Here is a 16064-nt window from a genome sequence, read left to right on the forward strand (position 1 = left end):
ATCATCACTATCAAATAGATATACTTTAATCTTCCGCCCAAAATTTAACATATTTTGGGCTGTTTTTATCGGATTTCTCTTAACATTCAACACTTTTGGCTCAAACTATATATATTACCGTATGACTATTGTTTTCATGATCTAGCCTTTCCTAATAAGAATGAGGTACAACTATAATCTCTCCTCTCCGAACTCACGGAGAGGGGCTTGGGGGTGAGGTTTTGATCTGATGTACTTCATGCACCTGGAACCGCTATATTAGATAAACAAAAACTATTTTGCTTTGTAAATTTCTGGTAACTGCCACCAACTAATATGAGGATATTCGTGATGTTCTTCATGGTAGCCGAAATGATAGCAGGTGATAAATGACCACCAAATTGGACGGCTTATCGTTTGGGAACAATGAGGCTGAATATAACCCCCTATAGGTTCACTATGAGGCAGAAAAGTACCAAAATAAAATAATTGCAATGAACTTAAAAGCGAAGGAATTACCCAAAAGTATGTTAGATTATCACTGGGTATATGAACGATGTGATTACCAAAGTTATAAATAATGCTTAGGGCAATTATTTGTCCCCAACTCCAGTAACCTTTCATAAAATGAAAATACCAAGCTAAGAAGTTTTTGTGTTTACCATTATGAAAATCTGGGTCTGTTTGATTTGTTGGGTTGTGGTGATGCAACCCATGTTTTTTCAATAATTGTTTATAGGGTAAAAGACCATAAAAAGATAGGGTTAATGTCCCAATAAGATGATTCATCTTGGTGTTCTGGGGAAACACTACCCCATGCATGGCATCATGAGATGTAATAAATAATCCCGTATATAAAAATGTTTGCCAAAGTATAACAGGCGATAACATCCAAAATTTTAAGTTGGAGATATCAATGGATAGTAATAAACTCAGGCTAATCACCCATACGCTAACAATGATAATAGCAATCAAAAGTCCCTTAAACTGAGATTTACTTTTGACTACCGGGGTCAGTTTTGTTTGATGACTTGGTGGTTGTTCTAATTGAATCACGCTTTTACTCCGCCTAGTATTCAGATGAAAATTCCTAAAATTTAGTCACCACAAAACCTACTAACCGCCAGCCAGAAAACTCTTTTAGTGGTCAGTATTTCGCATTGGACAATGCCAATACTTCAAAATGTTTATAATTATTAAGATACTTTAACTATTATTACACATACAAGCCAATACCAAAAAATCTTTTCGGTTGAGAGTTTTGATATATACGTGATGATACTGCTAAGGTTAGTAATTATAAAAGCTAATATTTTTGTATATACTTACTAAACAGCCGAAGCTGGCAAAAAGGATGGTAATATAATTAGCGGCAAGAGTCGGGTATGAAGTTGACTAATTTCCGCATTACGCTGTAGTCGTTGAGATATCAAACTAGGTAAGCGGCAAAGCTGACCATAGCTAAACATTAGTGACAAGTTTGGACTGAAGAGTAAACCCCAACTCTAAAGCATTACAATCTTTATGGTTATATGCGTTTTCTATTGCATCAGTTGGGTAAACCCCCATTGTCGATTTTCCTGAATAATTAAATTATGTTTCTTATCATGTTTAACCAATAAATTAGAGCTATCTATCCGTCTGTAGTATTAAAGTGTAAACAAGTCTAAAGGATGAGATTTAGATTGTCAGGAAATACTTTTAAATTAAGGAAATAGTATTTCAGATGTCAAAAAAACTCTAACGAAAGTTAGAAGGTTTTCTGAGTATTATTGTTCAAACTAAGAAAGATCAAATAATATTTTTCAAGTTTATAGTATGGCTCCTACGGTACTGATTACGGGTGCTTCTGAAGGTATTGGTAAAGCAACAGCTCTTTTATTTTCTCGGCAAGGATATGACCTTGTAATTGCAGCTCGTCACGCTGACCGGTTGGAAGCTGTAGCGCAGGAAGTGCAAAGCTTTGGTCGTACAGCACCATTGACTGTTACCTGCGATGTCACTGATGCATCTCAGGTACAGACTTTGGTGCAAAAGGCATTGGAGCATTATGGTGATATCGATGTGTTGATAAATAATGCAGGCATCTTCGCATCGGGGCCAGTAGACCAGTTTTCTCTGAGTGATTGGCATCAAATTATAGACACTAATTTATGGGGATATATCCACACAATTAATGCCCTTTTGCCTCATTTGCTCCAGAGAGGAAGTGGAAGCATTATTAATGTAAGTTCTATCGGCGGTAAGGTGCCTACTCCTTACTTGGTTCCCTATTGTACTAGTAAGTTTGGCGTGACAGGTTTAACACAAGCGCTAGAAGCAGAATTACAACCAAAAGGGATTCATGTTTGTGGCATTTATCCAAATTTGATTAATAGTAGTTTGATGGAACGAGCAGTTTTTCGGGGTAAGGATGAGCAAGAGGCTCAAAGTCGGCGCGAACAACTGGAAAATGTGTTCAAAAATCCGATAGTGGAGAAGCCTGAAGATGTGGCAAATGCTATCTGGGATGCAGTCAAGAATAAGAAGTCGGAAGTAATGGTTGGTTCGGCGAATTTCTCCCAGGCTTTGTATCGGTTGTTTCCTGGTTTGGTAAAGTGGGTTTCCCGACAAGCCTTGAAAAATCAGGATAATTAATTTTTGCCAGATAAGCTAAAGGGTTGGAACCGGTTACTAAAACTGAATTATTCGGGAAACATTCAAGACTCGCACTCGCGTTTAGTGACATAGTGACGATAGCGAAACATTGCTTCTAGTTGCACTTGCACTAACCAACCACTGACAAATTCTACTGTTCCTCCACCAGGCATAGAGAAGGAGATAGCATCAGTCAACCTAGTTTTGCCATCTTCCGGTTCAAATTCATGTCGATGTACCCAAAATTCAAAAGGCCCAGATATCTGTTCGTCGGTAAACAGGCGATTTTTTTCGCATTCAGTATGACGCGCTAACCAAGTTAAGGGTAATGGGCCGAGAAATAGGCGAAATTCTGTGATAGCGCCGACGTTCAGCACCCCCTGACGACGAACCACTTGGATTGGCTGCCAAGGTGGATTTAGCACTTGTAAAATATCTGGCCTTTCGTGAAATTTCCAAACTACTTCTGGTGGGGCATTAATTATTGAGGAATGTTTAAAGTACAGCATGGAAGGAAAAACCTAAAATTCAACTTTCGCATTCGGTATCAATCTCGATATCTAGGGTATCTTCATTAAGCCGCACATACAAAATATTGGGGTTACAGCAAACTTGACAATCTTCAATGTAAGATTGCTGTCCTCCAGCACTCAAATCAATAAAAGTTAAGTTCGGTTCGCCGCAATAGGCGCAGTAATACTCAGCTGTGTTTTGCATCAAGTTTTCAGCGATGAATTCAATGGCATTGGGCATGGGGCATGGCGCATTGGGCACTTGTACTGAGCTTTGCCGTTGGCGTAGCCTCTCGTAGAGAAGTATTGGTTATTTATTTCTCCCTTATCTTCCCCTACTCCTGTGTCCCCAATCCCCTATTACCGAGTCCCTCCCAGTAATGGCTGTAGTTCCTTGGGGGATGGATTGATATAACTCTTAGCATCAGCCAAATGCTTTATTAGTGTAGACTGTGGCAAAGGCCCTTGCAAGTGGCTCCAAGGTAATATCTGCTCTGTTGACCACTCGGCGTGGACGTAGTAATCTAAGTCGGGGATTTGCCCTTTGAGTTGTTTGAAAGCCCGTTTGTAGCTACCCAAGGAGTCGCCAAAGTTACGAGTAAGTTGGAGAAGTTGGGAGAGCCTGCGATCGCCTCTCGATAACAAAGCTTGTATAATTGACCAATTATAGCTTTCTGGGCGAAATTCTATACCCTGTGGTTTAAGCTGTTTTTGTAAAAACTGTAACCGCTTTTCGGCTTGGCGATTTACCCCAAACCATTGAAACGGTGTGTGTGCTTTGGGTACAAAGGTGCTGCATCCGTATGTTAAGCGCAATCCCGGTGCAGCTTTTTTGATACTACGCATCATCGCCACGGTTTGCTCTAAATCTTCTGGTTCCTCACCGGGAATTCCTGCCATTCCGTAGAGTTTCAAGCTTTTCAATCCGCCAGCTTTGGCATTTATTGCCGCTTGGATGATTTCGTCGTTATGCAGCTTTTTGTTGATGATTTGGCGGATTTTCTCGGAACCACTTTCTACAGCAATTGTAAGCGATCGCGTGTCTCGTTTGGTCAAAGTTTCTGCTAACTTGACTGTTACAGTATTGGTTCGCACTGAGGCAATACTGAGACGGACATCATCGTACTTTGGCTGACTAATATAATCTAGCAAAGTCTCAAATTCTGGATGCTGAGTTACAGAAGCCCCCAATAATCCTAGCCGATTTGTGACTTCTAAACCTCTGGCGATCGCGGGAATTAATGAATCTTCCAAACTGGCTGTTCTAAAAGGCAGTGTGAGATAACTCGCCAAACAAAAACGGCACATTTCTGGACAACTTCTCACCACTTCCACCATGTAAATATTTTCCCATGCGGCTTTTTCGGTGACTACAGTCGATGCTGATAGAGTATTTCCCCGATAAGTCTGCTTTTGCACCACTGCGGGAATTTCGGGAGAAATTGGTTTAATTGACTTGATTGCACCATCTAGGCTGTGATATTCGACTTCATATAAACTGGGAATATAAATTCCTGGGATTTGTGCAAGTCGTTTTAGTTGAGTTTGTCTAGAAGCATTTCTCACTTCTTTGTAAGCTTCAATGAAATTCCCCAGTAGGTTTTCGCCATCTCCCAGTAAAACGACATCAAAAAAAGCTGCAAAAGGTTCAGGATTTGCTGTGAGAACTGGGCCACCACCGAAAATTATTGGATGAGAATCATCACGAGAAGTTGCCAGAATCGGAATTTCTAAAGATTCCAGCAAATTTAAAATATTCACATAATCCAGTTCCCAGGAAATCGAAAATCCGACAATTTCCGAGGTTCTGGGGAGTTGTTCGTGAGTATCTGTAAACAGGCGACTCACCTGCACATCATCACGCATTGCCAAAGTTGCCCAAACTACCTGATAGCCGAGGCTAGTGATACCTACGCTATATTCATTGGGAAAGGCGAAGATTATGGGGATAGCGTTGGTGTCTGGGGTGGCGGGGGTGAAAAGGAGGCGTTCAGAGGTAAATACAGATGATGTCACAGGTGTTTTTTAGAGGCAAGTTTATCTATATATAATTTTAAGCCATAGAATAATCAAGTTAAAAATAAATGTCACGCCGTTCGCAAGAATAATCGGTAAGGATTGTAGATATATTCCATAAATTAACCACAAAAAAACACCAGTTGTGAATGTAATCAGCGTCAACAAAGAAACATCTTTTGCTGATTTTGTTTGCCACGTTTTAAACATTTGTGGCAAAAAAGAGATTGTGGTTAGTGTGGCGGCAGCTAATCCGAGAATTGTCAGAAAATCCATTTATACAAACCTATAAAATAAAGTTTTTATTGGTTAAAAACTTAGCTGACTTTTCACGTTGTATGGAAAAGCCCACGAAAGACCTAACCCCCTAGCCCTCTTCCCGACACTCTAAGGGGGAAAATTCAAAGTCTCTGACGCCACATGCTACCCTGCAGGAAGGCTAAGAGCGAACGAAGAATTAAAAGACCTAAGAACGTCGATTCAGGACAAAAAAGAAAGGTTGAGGTGAGTTTTTATAATCCATAATTCCTAACACAGTATTGTCATCTACTTTCCTAAAAGAGTCATTAATAGGTAAATAATCATAGATCATCGTGGCACTAATTTCTCCTCGATATTCCATGCTTCGGAGTCTGGCTTGACTTTTCTCTGTTTTCATTAAGGAATTAGTCAGCATCAGCCAAGGTTTCAAAGAATTATTTTTGGGAATCGGAAACTTCAAAACCAAGTTCATCATAGTAGCATTGGGCGCTACCTTAAAAATTTTTTCCTGACTATCTAAAAATAACAAAGGGTGAACATTCTCAGGATCAACAAATTCCTTCCCATACCAATTAGATATTTCTAATAAGCCATCCATAGGGTGATCTGTATGAAGTCCAGAACCTTGCCAACGACCGAGCATAAAGTCTAAATTCACTGGTTCAAGAGCGTCAAACAACTGTAAAGCTATTTCTGTCGTAGTTTTACCAATTAAAAGAATTGACTGGTAGAGTTCTAATGTTTGCATTTTATCTGTTCCTGCCATTATCAATTTGATTCATCTGAAGTTTTATTATTACATTTACCTCGCCTAAATAGGCGCAAATTGTCTTTTAGGCATTTTTAGGGACGATTAGTTCCGAGCCTAAATTACCCCGTACCATTGAACTGCAACAAATTCAGTAAATCGCAAAGCTTTTCTCAAGGGCGATGCCCTTCTCTACGAGACGCTCCGCGTAGCTTGCTTCCACGAAGTGGTACGGCGCAGGTGTTACCCTGAGCTTGTCGAAGGGCTCAGGGTAACACCTGCGGCAGACTACGCCTACGCTAATTAAATTCTACGTACGTATAGGTATAAAAATAAGTTTTATCAATAAAACTTATAATATTGAAAATAATTTCAAAAAATGAAATTACTTCCTACTTTTCAAACATCCTCTTAACTCGACTTTATCCATTTTTTGGTAACGCTCAAGCTGACGCTGAAACCTTTGTGTGACGGTAGCTTTACTTTTTAGATTTAACCGAGAATCACTGACGTGGAATAATTTTTTGCCAAAAAGCTAGGTTTTTGCCGTATGAAGAGAACCAAGTTCTTAATTTTGGATAAAGTCGAGCTTAACAAGAGGCACAATAGTAACTGGAACTATTTTCAAAACATATCGTAAAAAATCCCGTTGCCTGAAAGCTAGGGAATTGTCGAAATCCCAAAAAATTATATGAATGCTGAAGACTTCTTAAACCAAGGATTAAACCACAATTTGCAAGGGAATTATCAAGATGCGTTCGCAGCTTACACCCAAGCAATCAACCTCAATTCTGGCCATGCTGAAGCTTACCATAATCGAGGAATTATTCTCAGTGGTCAACTCAAAGATTATCATGGTGCGATCGCAGATTTTAATCGCGCTATAGAAATCAATCCCAATTTTGCCACAGCCTACTGTCACCGAGGTAATGCACGTTACTTTTTAGGCGACTATGAAGGAGCGATCGCTGATCATAATCAAGCATTACAAATAGATCCCAATTTAGCCCAATCTTACCACAGCCGGGGTAATGTTTACTTTGCCTTAGAAGATTACAGCAAAGCGATCGCTGACTATATCCAAACAATAGAAATGAGTACCCAATTAGCTGATAATATCAATATTGATATCGCCAATGCTTATCATAATCGAGGTGTCGCTCGTTTTGAAAGCGGTGATCATCAAGGAGCGATCGCAGATTTTCAGCAAGCTTTACAATGGCATCCCAATTTTGCCGCAGCTTACAGCAATCGGGGTAATATTCATCATATCTTAGGAAATTATCACGAAGCGATCGCTGATCATAACCAAGCATTACAATTAGATCCTAACTTGGCAGAGGCTTATCATAACCGAGGTAATGCCCACTACGCTTTAGCAGATTATCAAAGTGCGATCGCTAATTACAACCGCGCACTAGAAATCAATCCCAACTTTGCTGGAGCATATTACAATCGGGGTCTAGTTCTTTCTTATCTCAAAGAATATCACCGAGCAATTGAAGATTTTAACCAAGCATTAAAGCTGAATCCTGATGATGTGCAAGCCTATTGTGAGCGGGGTCTAATTCGGAGTATTCTTGATGATTATCTGGGTGCGATCGCAGATTATGACCAAGCGTTACAAGAAAATCCGACACTAGCTTTAGTATACGGCTTTCGGGCAAATGCTCGGCGTCGATTGGGAGACTATCAAGGTGCAATTGAAGATAGCAATCGCCTATTACAACTCAATCCTAATTTAGCAGAAGGATATTGCGATCGCGCGGCGGCTCGTCGTTCTTTAGGAGATCATAAAGGAGCAATTAAAGATTATAATCGGGCATTACAGATTGATGATAACTTAGCCGCAGCTTATTATGGTCGGGGTATTGCCCGCGAAGCTCTGCAAGATTTACAGGGAGCAATTGATGATAACACCCAAGCAATAGAACTTGTTCCTAATTTTTCCCAAGCGTACTGCAATCGCGGAAATGCTCGTCGTCTTTTAGGAGATGAACACGGGGCGATCGCAGATTATAATCAAGCATTAGAAATTAATCCTAATTTAATTGAAGCATATTACAACCGAGGTTCTACCCGCTATGCTTTAGAAGAATATGAAAGTGCGATCGCAGATTATACCCAAGCTTTGCAAATTAATCCCCAATCTGCTGCATTTTACAGCGATCGCGCCAATGCTCGCTATGCCCTAGAAGATTATCAAGGGGCAATAGAAGATTATAGTCGAGCGATCGCGATCGACCCCAGCTTTGCAGAAGACTGGTACAATCGAGGTCGTAGCCGTTCTTTATTAAAAGACTTACCAGGAGCGCTTGCAGACTTAAACCAAGCCTTACAGCGTCAGCCTAATTGGGCTTCAGCTTATATCCTTCGGGCAGATGTCTATCAAAATCTGGGAGACTCTCAACGAGCAATTGCTGATTTCCAAAAATCCGCAGACTTGTATTACCAAGAAGGAAATATCCAATATTCTCAACAAATTATTGAGCTAATTGAACAGCTTCAATGAAGACATTGGGGATGGGGCATTGGGCATTGGGCATTGGGCATTGGGCATTGGTTATTTTCCTCGTCTCCCCTACCTTATTTATTCAAAGCGAAAGCGTTCCATGAAGCGGCGGTCAATCCAATCTTTGTAACGCCATAAGAGTTTGTGAGGTGGTAAAGTGATGATACCTCGTGTTGCGTAGGCGTAGCCCGTCGCAGACATCGCTCGTTGATCTCCTGTACCAATTAAACTCAAATATTGTTTCTGTGGTCTATAAGGTTTGAGCGACTTACCTAATAAAATTCGCTGCAAATTCTCAAATAAAGGTTTACCTTGCCTAACAGCAAACACCCCAGCTTTCGGACGCTGATGATTTACCATTGTGGCAATGTCACCAGCAGCAAATATCTGCGGGTGCGTTTGAGATTGCAATGTGTCCTCTACCAAAATAAAGCCTTGCTCATTAGTTCCTAGTCCAGCGATTTTTAACCATTCGGGTGCTGATGCTTGTGTTACCCAGAAAATTTTATTACACTCTACTGTCAAACCAGATTCACATTTAATCTTAAATATTTCTTTAGTTTCCTGGTGTTTTGTAGGTGCGATATTACACACAGTTTCCCCCAGATGGAGCTTAATACCTCGCTCAGTTAAAATTTGCTGAAGTTGATGCCGCACTGATTGATAGTAATTGGGCATCAGTTCTTGTCCACGCTGAAATAAATGAATTTTTAGATTTTGAATTGGTTGTTGAGTTGGACGTAAAATCCGATGTAAATGAGATTGCATCGATAGCGCCAATTCTACACCGCCAGCACCACCGCCTGCAATCGCAATCCTAATTAATTCTTGAGGATTTTTACCTACAGCTTCAATTAGTTGATCCCAATGTTCCAATAGCTGCGATACTGGTTTAACTGCGATCGCATATTCTGCCGCACCTGATACAGACAGTGTGGCCGGAGTGCTGCCAATATCAATAGACAGCACATCAAAATCTACCGCAAGTCCTTTTGCACAAAGAACTTTGTTGTTTTCCAAGTCTAGGGCAACTACTCTATCAATATACAACTGTGCTTGAGCAAAATTCGCTAAAGGTCGCAAGTCAATATGACATTCATCGTGAGTGTAAAATCCGGCAATGTGTCCTGGTAACATGCCAGAGTAGGCTGTCTGGGATGCTGCGGTAATCAATGTCAAACGTACTCCCGGTAACAGCTTCATCCCAAACATTCTCAGGACAATGGCATGACTATGACCGCCACCAATCAGCACTAGGTCTTTGACTTTAGGCTGTAAGTTTTGCTGCATGAAGTACTTAATAGCAATTCTATTTGAGTTGTGATATTTTTGATGTTCGCCTAGCGGCGACTGTAGGAGAAAACTGTCCCCGAAGTTTTTGAATTTTGAATTGTTATTGATGCTTTTTATGCCATGAAAAATATTTCACCGACAAATAACAGTCAATTATCAAAAATATGTCTTAGGATATATGCTTTCCACGAAAAAATTAATCAAATTCAGCAGTCGCCAAAACAACGTTTAAGAATAGCAAGTGAACAGCTAGGAAATAAGACAATAGAAACCAGTCTAGCTGTAATTAATGATTTAGAGCAAATTGCCCATAATCATCCACAATACCACTGGATAATCATAGACATTCTGACTACTTTTGTCCGAGAAAAGGCTCATTATATGCCCCAAGAGGAAGTAACCAGCAACCTCAGAGCAAAAGTTCGTGTAGATATTCAAGCAGCCCTGACTGTTATCGCCAGAAGAGATGCAAACAAAGACCCAGAAAATGAGCAACTTGATTTGAGCCACACGGACATGAGAGGAGCAAACTTAAATGGGGCGAACCTAGAACAGACAAATCTCTATCAAGCTAATCTTGCTGGGGCTAACCTGAGAGAAGCTAATCTAGCGGGGGCAATACTTAGTGCCGCTAACCTACAAGGAGCTAACTTATATCTAGCCAACCTAGAAGGAGCAATCCTCAGTGCAGCGAACCTTTCTGAAGCTAACCTTTCTGGAGCTAACCTGCATCGTGCAAGTTTATATCTAGCTGGGTTGCATGGGGTAATTCTCAATGATGCCATACTCGATGGGGCAAACTTCAGAGAAACCAAATTCTCTAAGTAAAACACTAGTACCGCAAGGCGGAATTCAAAAGTCCTGCTTGACTTAGGCAAACAATAGCCGAAACAGTTATTTTCAGGTAGGGGCAATACCCTGCGGTCAGCTAAGGGACTTCCAATAAATAAATTACACAATCTTGTGGGGTGGGCAGCGTTCGACTGAGCGCTCACGCCGAAGTCTTGCCCACCTTTATATACGGGCTCTCGTGTCGCCCACCCCACAAGAAGTAGTTGAGTATTTTTTTATTTGTCAGTCCCTAAAGCTACATGAATTGCCCCGGAGGGCGTGTACTTTTGCGTCAGTCCGATCAAAATTCAAAATTCAAATAGGTATACAGCGTAAGCGTTTCATTGATTTGGAATGGGTGGTTTATTTTTGTCGTAGCGTACAAGTATATTCGATATGATTCTCTAGTTCAATGAGTGTCTTGACACCTATGATAATTTTCTGCTAAATGCTATACTATTTTTCCCCAACATCTAAGTAATAATTCTAGGTTGTAAGGAAAATTTTTACCATGTCTTCTAAAAAGACAGATGCTTTGTTGAATTGGTTGATAACTATAACAGTTATATTTGGCTTGTCATTGACTGTAATTTTCTTCGCCTTGTCTAGTATTAAAGAGTTGTCAATCCCGGAAAAAATCCAGTATAGAAACCAAGCATTAACAACTACTGCAATAGTTTTTTTAGCATTGGCAGCAATGTTTAATACTTATTATGCAGCAAAACGTGCCCAAGTGATGCAGAAAAATGCGATCGCAGCTGAGAAAAACCTCGAAATTGGCATTCAAAATACAAAACTCAATCAAGACAGATTGATTGCAGAACGCTTTATGGGGGCAATTGCCCAGCTTGGTCATGAAAAGGTTGAAACCCGGACAGGCGCAATTTATGCATTAGAAAGAGTTGCTCAAGATTTTCCCCAAGAACACTGGACAATCATGGAAATTCTCACTGCTTTTGTGCGAGAGAATGCACCTATCCAGCACGTAAAAGCAGAGCAACAAAAGGCAGAATACTCACCAGCAGTTTACTCAAGTAGGCGTAGAACTGGGTCGCCTCCGACACAGCAGTTGGAGCAAAACCTCCATGAAGAATTGCCAAAAATACGCACTGATATTCAAGCAGCCCTAACTATCATCAGCAGGCGTAATTTACTCGAAGATCCAAAAGAGCAGAAACTTGATTTACGCAATATCGACATTAGAGGAGCTGACCTGCTCAAAGCTAACCTGCAACAAGCAGACCTACGTGGGGCTGACCTGAGTGGGGCTAACCTGCGTGAAGCTGACTTGAGTGAGGCTGACCTTAATGGCGCGAAACTCGTTAAGTCTATTCTCTATGAAACTAAATTACTAAAAGCTAGTCTATGTGGAGCTAACCTCTGTTGGGCTAATCTCAACCGCGCCAATCTCTGTGGGGCAAACCTGCGTTCCGCCAACCTCTCTGGAGCAAGTCTGCGTGTAGCTAATCTGCAAGGAGCAAACCTCTATAAAGCTAACTTGCAACAAGCGACCTTGAAACTCGCCAACCTCTCTGGGGCAAAGCTGTTTTTAGCTAACTTGCAAGGAGCAAAACTGGGTAAAGCTAATCTAGAGATGACGGGTTTGATTGGTGCCAACCTCTCAGGGGCTAATCTAAATGGAGCTAATCTTTCTAGGGCTAACTTGAATGCAGCCAAACTCCACCAAACAGAAGTCTATTTTGCCAACCTCTCAGAAGCCAGCTTAACGGAAGCTGACCTGTATCAAGCAAACCTCATCGGCGCAAACTTATATAGGGCAACCTTTTATCAAGCTAACCTGACTCAGGCAAACCTGATGGGAGCTAACTTTTGCGAAGCTAACCTCAGTGATGTCAAACTGGAAGGGACAATTTTGACCGGAGCTAAAAACTTAGAGTTAGAGCAGATTAGAGAAGCACTTGGCGATCGCACTACTCGCCTACCTGATTATATCGAAGCACCGACAGATTGGCGGCAGTCTAGTTAAGTTATCTCCGCATCATTAGTTATTTGGGCGTATTCTACCGTTTGCACTTAATGCTATAGTTTTTACTCAAAGTCTCCGTAAATATTCTGGACATGAAGAAGACTAAAGCTATGTCTGATAACAACACAGACACACTTAAAGGTTGCTTAATAATTATAGCTGTTATAAATCGGGATAATTGATAATGGTAAGATGTCTTTAGGCGAAACTAGAGACAGTGGCAGAAAAAGTCAAACCATGCTCGGATGATTAAAAATGAAATCAGCACACGAACGCGAACAATTAATTAAAAATATCAACGTACTGCTAAATCAAGCTTATGACAGTACTCTAGATGAGATTTACGCATTACTTCAAAAAATCGAAGATGAAGAGGAAGATGAAGATTTAAAAGCCTATGAGCTTGCAAAAAAATCCGCTGAGATTGACGGCTCAGTGTCATGGGAGGAAGCTAAAAAAGAACTTAAACTAGAAATAAAAAAGGAAGTTGCGTGAGTTATAAAGTTGAAATATTAAAGGGAGCATTAAAACAACTTAAAAAACTCTTGCCAGAACTTCAAGAACGCATACAATTTAAAATTGATGATTTAGCCACAGAACCTCGTCCAAACGGGGTAAAAAAGCTAAAAGGTAAAGAAAATGCTTATAGGATTAGAGTAGGTGAGTATCGAGTTATATACGATATTTTCGATAATATTCTAGTGGTGAATGTTGTGGAACTTGGACATCGTAGCAAGGTTTACAAGGATGAAAGTTAGCACTAACTACTCGTCTACCTGATTATATCGAAGCACCGACAGATTGGCGGCAGTCTGGTTAAGTTATCTCCGCATCATTAGTTATTTGGGCGTATTCTACCATTTTCACTTAATGCTATAGTTTTTACCAAAAGTCTCCGTAATAATTCTGGAGATGAGGAAGACTAAAGCTATGTCTGATAACAACACAGACATACCGACAAATTTGTTTATAATTCTAATTTTATTTATGAGATTATTTATTCATTTAGCGAAAAACAAGAAATAGATGAGAGTACTGCCGCCCTCTATGGCTTTTAGGAGAATATAGAAGAGAACAATCTTGCCTACAGTATTAATAAATGTTGAGAGAAAAACCATGCAATCAGCTTTACGTATCAGAACCAAAGTTTTACCAGGAAACAAAATAGAAATTGAAATTCCCGAAGCTGAAATAGGCGATAGCGTTGATGTATTTGTGATATTACCAGAAAAAGCTGAACCAAAACATCGTTCTATACTGGACATTATAGAAGAAAGCCGTAGGAGACACCCTTCTCGAACTGCTGAGGATATAGACAGACAACTACAAGAAGAACGCTTATTATGGGACAGCTAATGCTTCCAACAAGTGGCTCTATTTATATAGATACTTCGGTGGCTATTTATACCATTGAAGGCAACCTTGATTATTACTCTCTTCTGCAACCACTATGGTCTAAGTTTTATGGAGGAGAAATTCAAATCATTAGCAGTGAACTAATATTAATGGAGGTTTTAGTTGTTCCATTGCGTAATGGTAATAATTCTTTAGTAGCAGACTATGAAGAACTATTATTATCATCTCAATTACAGTTAATTCCTATTAGTCAATTAATACTACGACCAGCTGCGAATCTCCGGGCTATCAGTAACCTCAAAACACCCGATGCTATTCATGCTACAACAGCTTTATCTGTTAATTCTAACCAATTTATTACCAACGATAAAGGCTTTCATAATATTCCTGGTTTACCTGTTGTTTTATCCTCAGTGAAGTTTTAGCATCTTGAACAATGCCTACGCACTATATAATTCACAACCGCAATCAAAAATAAAAAATTCATGCGACTGAGGCAAAAACCCTTTATAAAAATCAATCGTCTAGGATTGCTATATGTCTGATAACAACACAGACCCTCTGATAAATTGGTTAATAGTTCTACCGTTTATATTTATTCTTTGCTTATTTATTGTTTTTTTAGCCTTTGTGAATGTTGAAGGTTTATCAACAGAGCAAAGGTTAGATTATGGAATTAAAGCTTTAACAACTACTGGAACCATTTTTGTTGGAATTGCTGTATTCATCAATGCGTTCTATGCAGCTAAACGTGCGGAAGTTATGGATAAAAGTGCCGAGGCTGCAAATAAGAGTGCTGAAGCTGCAAATAAAAGTGCCGAAGCTGCTTTAAGAAATGCAGAAGCAGTACAAGACAAGCAAATCACAGAACGCTTTGCAAAAGCTATTGAACAGCTTGGCAATGAAAAGATTGAAGTACGATTAGGTGCAATTTATACTCTAGAACGAATTGCTAAAGATTCTACTCAAGATCACTGGACAATCATGGAAGTCCTTACGGCTTTTGTGCGAGAGAATGCGCCTTTGAAAAAAGAGGAGAAGCAGGAATCACCAAAAATTCGCACAGATATTCAAGCAGCCCTTACCGTTATCGGACGCCGTAATACTGAGAATGAGCAGGAAAAACAAAGGCTGGATTTAAGTAATATCGATATCAGGGGGGTAGACCTTATTAAAGCCAATTTGGAAAGAGCAGACTTCATTTCAAGCAATTTTGAAGGAGCATTGCTCATGCAAGCTAGATTGCAAAATGCAGAATTCTACAACGCTAACCTGCGGTCAGTAGTCCTTTCCGAAGCCAACCTGCAAAAAGCATACCTTTCTGGAACCAAGCTCCAACAAGCAAACCTTTATAAAGCAAACCTACAAGGGTCATTTCTTCCAGGAGCAAACCTGCACCTGGCAAACCTTGTTGAAGCCAATTTACAAGGGGCAAATCTTTCTGGGGCTAAAAACCTAGAACAACACCAGATTGAAAGGGCAAAAGGCGATCGCACAACAATCTTACCGGAAAATCTTCAACTACCCGAACATTGGAAAGCTCAAGTTTCACCTTTAGATACTGAAACTTGAACCTATGAACTTCATCGCCGAACCTTTGAACTAATACAGAGAAAATATTCCCTAAGTAGGAGAGACAAAATAGGACACCTGTCCTATGCTAATTATCCTATGGGGATAAAATATAGAGATGTCTGTAACAAAGCGGCTGGAAATTTTAGATTTAATTCGCGAGCTTCGGCAGCAACTCAATCTTTCTCAGAAACAGTTTGCCGCTCAAGTAGGAGTTTCCTTCAAAACAGTCAACCGTTGGGAGAATGGGCATACAGTGCCTTCACGGATGGCGCTAAAACTAATAGAAGAAATGTTACTGAAAATGGGTGAAACCGGGAAAAATCTGCTAAGTCAGTATTTTCCAAAAGCAGAGTAAGG

Annotated in this window: 17 protein-coding genes; 10 read left to right on the forward strand and 7 right to left on the reverse strand. The window is 40.2% G+C overall.

Annotation, left to right across the window (positions count from 1 at the left end):
* Positions 1–273: 273 nt before the first annotated feature.
* A complete protein-coding gene (gene crtW / locus HWQ38_RS16120) occupies positions 274–1035 on the reverse strand; it encodes a beta-carotene ketolase CrtW (protein WP_292795143.1) in 762 nt (253 codons plus the stop codon).
* 762 nt (positions 1036–1797) lie between these two features.
* On the opposite strand from crtW, the gene HWQ38_RS16125 reads away from it, so the two are divergent.
* Complete coding sequence (locus HWQ38_RS16125; RefSeq protein WP_292795144.1) at positions 1798–2616, forward strand: SDR family oxidoreductase; 819 nt, start codon at positions 1798–1800, stop codon at positions 2614–2616.
* A 62-nt stretch (positions 2617–2678) separates the two neighbouring features.
* On the opposite strand, the gene HWQ38_RS16130 is transcribed toward HWQ38_RS16125, so the two are convergent.
* The 5 genes from HWQ38_RS16130 to HWQ38_RS16150 all read right to left on the reverse strand — a co-directional run bounded on the left by HWQ38_RS16130 (position 2679) and on the right by HWQ38_RS16150 (position 6171).
* Entirely contained in the window at positions 2679–3125 is a 447-nt protein-coding gene (locus tag HWQ38_RS16130; protein WP_292795146.1) for an SRPBCC family protein, read from the reverse strand.
* A 19-nt stretch (positions 3126–3144) separates the two neighbouring features.
* A complete protein-coding gene (locus HWQ38_RS16135) occupies positions 3145–3333 on the reverse strand; it encodes a CPXCG motif-containing cysteine-rich protein (protein ID WP_292795198.1) in 189 nt (62 codons plus the stop codon).
* A gap of 155 nt (positions 3334–3488) precedes the next feature.
* Complete coding sequence (locus tag HWQ38_RS16140) at positions 3489–5144, reverse strand: radical SAM protein (protein WP_292795148.1); 1656 nt, start codon at positions 5142–5144, stop codon at positions 3489–3491.
* Positions 5145–5165: 21 nt separating this feature from the next.
* A complete protein-coding gene (locus HWQ38_RS16145; protein ID WP_292795150.1) occupies positions 5166–5420 on the reverse strand; it encodes a SemiSWEET transporter in 255 nt (84 codons plus the stop codon).
* Positions 5421–5610: 190 nt separating this feature from the next.
* Positions 5611–6171: a DUF4334 domain-containing protein gene (locus HWQ38_RS16150; protein WP_292795152.1), complete on the reverse strand. Its 561-nt coding sequence runs from the start codon at positions 6169–6171 to the stop codon at positions 5611–5613.
* Between the two features lie 673 nt (positions 6172–6844).
* Here HWQ38_RS16150 and HWQ38_RS16155 point away from each other — a divergent pair.
* Positions 6845–8665 (forward strand): tetratricopeptide repeat protein, encoded by a 1821-nt coding sequence (locus HWQ38_RS16155; protein ID WP_292795154.1) that lies wholly within the window; start codon positions 6845–6847, stop codon positions 8663–8665.
* A 78-nt stretch (positions 8666–8743) separates the two neighbouring features.
* Here HWQ38_RS16155 and HWQ38_RS16160 read toward each other — a convergent pair whose 3' ends face one another.
* The gene (locus tag HWQ38_RS16160) at positions 8744–9955 is read right to left on the reverse strand and encodes an FAD-dependent oxidoreductase (protein WP_292795156.1); all 1212 of its coding nucleotides are present in this window, start codon (positions 9953–9955) and stop codon (positions 8744–8746) included.
* A 123-nt stretch (positions 9956–10078) separates the two neighbouring features.
* On the opposite strand from HWQ38_RS16160, the gene HWQ38_RS16165 reads away from it, so the two are divergent.
* The 8 genes from HWQ38_RS16165 (at position 10079) to HWQ38_RS16200 (ending at position 16062) form a co-directional block, all read left to right on the forward strand.
* On the forward strand, positions 10079–10786 hold the full coding sequence (locus HWQ38_RS16165; RefSeq protein WP_292795158.1) for a pentapeptide repeat-containing protein: 708 nt from the start codon (positions 10079–10081) through the stop codon (positions 10784–10786).
* A gap of 514 nt (positions 10787–11300) precedes the next feature.
* Positions 11301–12776 carry a pentapeptide repeat-containing protein gene (locus tag HWQ38_RS16170; RefSeq protein WP_292795160.1) on the forward strand — a complete coding sequence of 492 codons (1476 nt, stop codon included), beginning with the start codon at positions 11301–11303 and terminating at the stop codon, positions 12774–12776.
* A 255-nt stretch (positions 12777–13031) separates the two neighbouring features.
* Entirely contained in the window at positions 13032–13271 is a 240-nt protein-coding gene (locus tag HWQ38_RS16175) for a hypothetical protein (RefSeq protein WP_292795162.1), read from the forward strand.
* Positions 13268–13534, forward strand: coding sequence for a type II toxin-antitoxin system RelE/ParE family toxin (locus HWQ38_RS16180; protein WP_292795164.1), 267 nt, complete (start codon positions 13268–13270; stop codon positions 13532–13534). Before HWQ38_RS16175 ends, HWQ38_RS16180 begins: the two co-directional genes overlap by 4 nt.
* Positions 13535–13892: 358 nt before the next feature.
* The gene (locus tag HWQ38_RS16185; RefSeq protein WP_292795166.1) at positions 13893–14132 is read left to right on the forward strand and encodes a hypothetical protein; all 240 of its coding nucleotides are present in this window, start codon (positions 13893–13895) and stop codon (positions 14130–14132) included.
* Complete coding sequence (locus HWQ38_RS16190) at positions 14120–14557, forward strand: type II toxin-antitoxin system VapC family toxin (RefSeq protein WP_292795168.1); 438 nt, start codon at positions 14120–14122, stop codon at positions 14555–14557. Before HWQ38_RS16185 ends, HWQ38_RS16190 begins: the two co-directional genes overlap by 13 nt.
* A gap of 112 nt (positions 14558–14669) precedes the next feature.
* Positions 14670–15704: a pentapeptide repeat-containing protein gene (locus HWQ38_RS16195; RefSeq protein WP_292795169.1), complete on the forward strand. Its 1035-nt coding sequence runs from the start codon at positions 14670–14672 to the stop codon at positions 15702–15704.
* Between the two features lie 118 nt (positions 15705–15822).
* A complete protein-coding gene (locus HWQ38_RS16200) occupies positions 15823–16062 on the forward strand; it encodes a helix-turn-helix transcriptional regulator (RefSeq protein ID WP_292795171.1) in 240 nt (79 codons plus the stop codon).
* The last annotated feature ends 2 nt before the right edge of the window (positions 16063–16064 follow it).

It is taken from the genome of Nostoc sp. NMS7 (assembly GCF_017115085.1).
In the GTDB taxonomy this organism is placed as follows: domain Bacteria; phylum Cyanobacteriota; class Cyanobacteriia; order Cyanobacteriales; family Nostocaceae; genus Nostoc.

Coding starts and splice junctions, on each gene's coding strand:
- HWQ38_RS16125 (WP_292795144.1), top strand. CDS start 1,798: ATGGCTCCTACGGTACTGATTACGGGTGCTTCTGAAGGTATTGGTAAA.
- HWQ38_RS16130 (WP_292795146.1), bottom strand. CDS start 3,125: ATGCTGTACTTTAAACATTCCTCAATAATTAATGCCCCACCAGAAGTA.
- HWQ38_RS16135 (WP_292795198.1), bottom strand. CDS start 3,333: ATGCAAAACACAGCTGAGTATTACTGCGCCTATTGCGGCGAACCGAAC.
- HWQ38_RS16145 (WP_292795150.1), bottom strand. CDS start 5,420: ATGGATTTTCTGACAATTCTCGGATTAGCTGCCGCCACACTAACCACA.
- HWQ38_RS16150 (WP_292795152.1), bottom strand. CDS start 6,171: ATGGCAGGAACAGATAAAATGCAAACATTAGAACTCTACCAGTCAATT.
- HWQ38_RS16155 (WP_292795154.1), top strand. CDS start 6,845: ATGAATGCTGAAGACTTCTTAAACCAAGGATTAAACCACAATTTGCAA.
- HWQ38_RS16160 (WP_292795156.1), bottom strand. CDS start 9,955: ATGCAGCAAAACTTACAGCCTAAAGTCAAAGACCTAGTGCTGATTGGT.
- HWQ38_RS16165 (WP_292795158.1), top strand. CDS start 10,079: ATGAAAAATATTTCACCGACAAATAACAGTCAATTATCAAAAATATGT.
- HWQ38_RS16170 (WP_292795160.1), top strand. CDS start 11,301: ATGTCTTCTAAAAAGACAGATGCTTTGTTGAATTGGTTGATAACTATA.
- HWQ38_RS16175 (WP_292795162.1), top strand. CDS start 13,032: ATGAAATCAGCACACGAACGCGAACAATTAATTAAAAATATCAACGTA.
- HWQ38_RS16185 (WP_292795166.1), top strand. CDS start 13,893: ATGCAATCAGCTTTACGTATCAGAACCAAAGTTTTACCAGGAAACAAA.
- HWQ38_RS16190 (WP_292795168.1), top strand. CDS start 14,120: ATGGGACAGCTAATGCTTCCAACAAGTGGCTCTATTTATATAGATACT.
- HWQ38_RS16195 (WP_292795169.1), top strand. CDS start 14,670: ATGTCTGATAACAACACAGACCCTCTGATAAATTGGTTAATAGTTCTA.
- HWQ38_RS16200 (WP_292795171.1), top strand. CDS start 15,823: ATGTCTGTAACAAAGCGGCTGGAAATTTTAGATTTAATTCGCGAGCTT.